Source organism: Rothia sp. HMSC069C10, from assembly GCF_001812205.1.
Classification (GTDB): Bacteria; Actinomycetota; Actinomycetes; order Actinomycetales; family Micrococcaceae; genus Rothia; species Rothia mucilaginosa.
The window spans coordinates 1-4,778 of sequence record NZ_KV808305.1; the positions used below are offsets into that span (position 1 = coordinate 1).

3 protein-coding genes are annotated in these 4,778 nt (G+C 60.0%); all 3 read right to left on the bottom strand.

Annotated elements, in window-relative coordinates; translation table 11 throughout:
* Nucleotides 1–104 precede the first annotated feature (104 nt).
* The 3 genes from HMPREF2842_RS07315 to HMPREF2842_RS07325 all read right to left on the bottom strand — a co-directional run bounded on the left by HMPREF2842_RS07315 (nucleotide 105) and on the right by HMPREF2842_RS07325 (nucleotide 4,419).
* Nucleotides 105–2,153: an ABC transporter ATP-binding protein/permease gene (locus HMPREF2842_RS07315; RefSeq protein WP_049356015.1), complete on the bottom strand. Its 2,049-nt coding sequence runs from the start codon at nucleotides 2,151–2,153 to the stop codon at nucleotides 105–107.
* A 9-nt stretch (nucleotides 2,154–2,162) separates the two neighbouring features.
* The gene (locus tag HMPREF2842_RS07320) at nucleotides 2,163–3,353 is read right to left on the bottom strand and encodes an efflux RND transporter periplasmic adaptor subunit (protein WP_070643844.1); all 1,191 of its coding nucleotides are present in this window, start codon (nucleotides 3,351–3,353) and stop codon (nucleotides 2,163–2,165) included.
* Nucleotides 3,354–3,564: 211 nt separating this feature from the next.
* Nucleotides 3,565–4,419: a hypothetical protein gene (locus HMPREF2842_RS07325; RefSeq protein ID WP_049348864.1), complete on the bottom strand. Its 855-nt coding sequence runs from the start codon at nucleotides 4,417–4,419 to the stop codon at nucleotides 3,565–3,567.
* Nucleotides 4,420–4,778: the final 359 nt, after the last annotated feature.

Genomic DNA, 4,778 nt, shown 5'->3' on the forward strand with positions numbered 1-4,778 from the left:
ACGGGTGCCCCTGCGTAGGCGCGGAGGAAACATGCGGCGTGCCTCCCCAAACGCTATGGTGCTGAATGAGGACGAACACCGCACCTTCACGCCTTCCTCAACAACTAGCCTGCCGCCAGGGTCTGTGCCGGATCAATACGCGAAGCCTTCGCCGCCGGGTACAGACCAGCCAACACACCAACCAGCGCACCAGCGCCCAGGCCCAGCAGAATAGTGTCGGCACTAATAATCGGCGTCCAACGGTTCATCAAAGACACAATCGAGATGCCGTTAACCGCCAGCACAATACCAGCCACAGCGCCCAGGATGCCGGTCAGCAGCGCCTCCGCCGAGAACTGCAGCAGAATACCCGAAGGGCGCATACCAATAGCCAGACGCAAACCCACCTCACGGCGACGCTCCATCACCGCAACCAGGAACGTGTTCATAATGCCCATTGCACCAATCACGAGGGTAATAACGCTCATGGCAAGAAGCATGGTGCGTTGCTGCTGGTCGACGGCCTCACGAAGGGTCTTCGGCTCCGGCGGAACACTCACGCTATACAGCGCGGGGCGTTCCGGCGAGAGCGCGTACGGTGCTTCCTCCGCAATCTGGTTTGCGGCACCGGCAACAGTACTCACCACAATCTGAGTGGAACGCTTACCGGTCTGCGCCGCAACGGCACCGCCACCGGCAGCGGGCTGCGATTTTTCAACATCGGCACCAGGCTTCGCACCCAGAGGCAGGTAGACCGAACCGTACGACAGAGTCAGCGAGGGATTCTCCCGCACCACACCGATGACAGTGTACGGCTCATCGTGAATATAGACCGTAACTCCGGGGCTATAGGGTAGCGCAAGCTGGCGCATCACGCTTTCGCTGAGCACCACGACCTTATCGTTACGCTCCACGTGCCCCTCATCGAAGGTACGGCCCCACACCAGCTCGTGACCCTGCACGCTAAAGATAGTGGGCGTTGCAGCAAGGACGGACGCCGTCACGTTAGCGCCGCGCTCGCCAAAGTTGTCGGGGCCGCGCTGAATATCGGTGGATTCATCCAGCTGATCCACCAGCGCGGTACCGGTCACTCCGTTCAGCTGGCTAACACGCCGATAATTCTCGCTTGCCGCCAGGCTCAAGAGTTCAGCGCGGCTCATGGATTCGGTTCGGGTCGAGCTTATCGTCAGGTGCTTAGCTCTAAAAATGTCGAAGCTGTCCGCCAGCTGCCCAGAAATGGTGGCGGTCAGACCAACGGTCAGCACAAGCGAAGCGATACCCAGAACCACACCAAGCATGGTGAAGATATTGCGCCTCACCCGGTGAACGGTAGCGTCCCACGCTTCTTTGAGGGAGGCGAGCGCCCAGGGTGCACGCCCGCTCCCCTGCGGCTTAGATGCTTGTTCCTCAGTAAAGCTAGGCTGGTTCAGAAGCTCACGAGCGGTCGTTTCTTCCTGCTGCGGCGCTTTCTGCTCGATGAGCTGCCCCTCGTGCATGCGCAGCACCCGGTCGCAGTGCTCCGCCACGAGCGGGTCGTGGGTAATCACAATCGTGCTTTGCTGATCGCCCGTACATTCGCGGAGCAGGTCAATCACTTCACGGGTGAGCTCTTCATCCAGCGAGCCGGTCGGCTCATCACAGAGCAGCAACGCCGGTTCCCCAATGAGCGCACGAGCAATAGCCACACGCTGCTTTTCACCGCCTGATAGAGTGGTGATGGGTGCATCCGTTCGGTGGCTCAGCCCCAGCAGGGCGAGAGTATCCGCAACCCGTTGCGCTCGTTCTGCCTTGGGGACACCACGGTAGATGAGCGGTAGCTCAACGTTGCGGTACACGTTCTTATGCTCGATGAGGTGGAACGCCTGGAAGACGAAACCGATGCTGTCCAGGCGCGCTTCAGCTCGCTGTGCCGCGTTGAAGGTTGCGGTGTCTGTACCGTCCAGCAGGTAGCTGCCGGAGGCGGGCGTGCTGAGCAGACCGAGGATGTTCAGCAGGGTTGATTTGCCGCTGCCGGACGGTCCCAGGATTGCGACGACTTCTCCGTAGCGGACTTTCAGGTCAATATTTTTGAGCACGTCAATTCGAGTGTCACCCTGCATAAAGTGCTGGGACACTCCCTGAATATCGACGCTATAGGCTGGTGGGTGCGCGTGAGCAGCGCGGGAGTCAGTCATGGCTACTCCCTACTTTTTCTCGCGCATGATTTTGACGCTGTCGCCTTCGTGCAGGTCACCGGTGACGGCGTTCTTGCCATTGGCGTTGCTGATGACGGTAACGGTTACCTCGCGTTCTTCGCGGGCCTTCGATCCGTTGGAGCTTTCGGGGCCGAGCACGATGACTCGGGTCTGTCCGTCACGGGTGTAGAGCGCCGATGAGGGCACAACCAGGTGCGTTTCGGGGGTTTCTTCGAGGGTGAGTTCCGCGTTGACGGAACCTCGGAGGCTGTCCGCCTTATCCCCTACGTCGAGGGTGAGGATGCGTTCCCCTTCGGTGCTTCCTGCCGCACCGGCTGCGCCGTTGAGGTTGGATCCAGCCGCGCCTTCTGCGCCATTGGCCTGACGACCGGTCTGGCTGTTGCCTGCGGTACCTGCGGCTTCGGAGGTGTTCTTGTATCCGAGGGTTGCAACGTACTCAGTATCACCGAGGGAGGGCACGGTTACCTTCTGGCCGCTACGGGCTTCGGGGGTGAGCCTACCGGTGGTTCCGGTGCAGCTGAGGGTCTTGCTACCTTCTGCGATGGTGGCTACGGGACCGTCCGCGATAGCGCCGGTTGCGCGGGGGTTGCCGGTGACGAGTCCGGCACGGTTGATGATGAGGAAGTAGCGGGCGGGAATGGGCTGGTCAGTCTTGACGTGCGCGTAGCCGAGGCTGTCGAGGAGGTTGTTGAGAGCCTCGTAGGTGTCTTCGGTAATGCGCGCGGGCTGCGGGCCCTGACGTCCCATGGCGGTCAGTGCCTCGTTGAGGAGTGCGGCGTCGGGGCCGCTATCATCGAGTTTGAGATCGCGGTAGAGCGCGAAGCCGCCGGTGAGGGTGATGAGAGGTTCACCGTTGACTTCTGCGATGAGGGTTCCGTTGCCGACGGTGTCACCGTGTTTGATGGTGATTGCGGTGTACTGTCCTTCGCCGCTGTAGCGTAGCGGGGTTGAGGTGGCGTAGTTCGCGGTGCAGGTCAGGGGCACGGTGGTGCGTAGTTTTTCGCGGGTGACCGTGGCGGTGATGGTGGAGGGGTCCGGGGGTGCCGCTTCTGCGTCTTTCTGGGCGGTGGTTTTGATGTTTTGGGCGCTGATGAGCGTACCCACGGTGATGATGAGAAGCAGGGCGATAATGCCGTAGAGCCAGAGGGTTTTCTTCTGGCGGGTGGGGGTGGCGCTCATGGTGTCCCTTCTTTGGGTGCGCGTACGGGAACGCTATTGTCTGTGCCGTTTGGGCTTAGGGGCGGCGATGCCGTGTGGGGTTAGTTTGTGCCCGGCACGGGGATACGTGCCGGGCACAATACGCTGTGACGAGGTATAGCCGTTGCAGCTACTCTGTACGCCTGTTCTGGTTAGTCCGGTCTGGATAGCCCGGTCTGATTAGTCCGGAGGATTAGCTCAGAATCTTTCGGGCGTTTTCTTCAGCAGTTTTCTTGATCGTGGTCACCTGCTCGATGAGGCCCTGCTCCTTTTCGAGGAAGGAACTCAGGTAAGCGATAGCCATCTTTCGCTGTTCTGCATCTAGCCCGGTTGCTTCGCGGCAGGTCGCATCGTTGATCGCCAGTTCGTGGGTGTCTTGGTTGTTCTGGCGGTACTGTTCACGAGCCATATCCGGAGACGTGTAGTCGCCTCCGAAGCGTTCCTTCATGCACTGTGCCCACTTCTCGGTGGCAGGCCCAAGATCTTTGAAGATTGCGTCGTTGTTAAGGTAGTGAACCGCAGTGACGTTGACCTTTTTTATGATCGCACGGGATTCTTCTGAACCGAAGACTACGCGGGTGGCTTCTTGCTGGCAACCGCCCTTTCCTTCAGTACCGTTAAGAGCCTGCATTTCAGCGTCGCTCATAGTGCGGCTCTGCTCTTCCAGCTCAGCAGTTACCAAAGACCAGCGCTCTTTGTATCCGCGAGCGCGGGCATCCGCGACGGTGAGAGGTTCGAAACCAGCGGTCTGTAGCAGCGGGATTTCAGTTTCTCCTGCAGGAACCTTGTAGTTCGGGAATCCTCGTTCAGCCATGCACTGGCTCAGGGAACGCTGGTAGGCACGAACAACGTTGTCAGAAAGTGAGGCGAGGTTCTCCACTTTTTCGATAGCTTGACTATCGGGGCTCTTGGAGGCGCTATACGCCTTCTCAGCGTTAGCGGACGCCGAGGAGTCGGCACTGGGCTGCCCGGATGCGCAGGAGCTAAGCAACAGGGTCAGCGGGAGTATAGCCCCGGCGAGGGTTCGTAGGGTGTTCGGTCGACGCATAGGGGCACTTCCTCGTGAAATATATGCTGCATCTTTGTTCACTCGTTCGAGGGGTCTTTGTTGTTTGCCCTAGAGAGAACATATTTTGAACACTAGCCTACTATGCGCCGGGAGGGGAGGCAAGGGGGCTCGGTATTCGTCCTCGCGTCGCTGGTTGGGATGGCACGCCGCATATTTCCTCCGCGCCTACGCAGGGGCACCCGTCACCCGGACGCTCCGCTTTCTCCTCGCTTCGCTGCGGAAGAGCGTCCGTGTGACACCCTGAGGGCGCATCCGGAAAACACGGCGCGCCACCTCGGGTAGCCTAGCGTGCGTGTGGAGGGGCGGTGTCGTCCGAACGTGACATCAGGGTGCCCGAA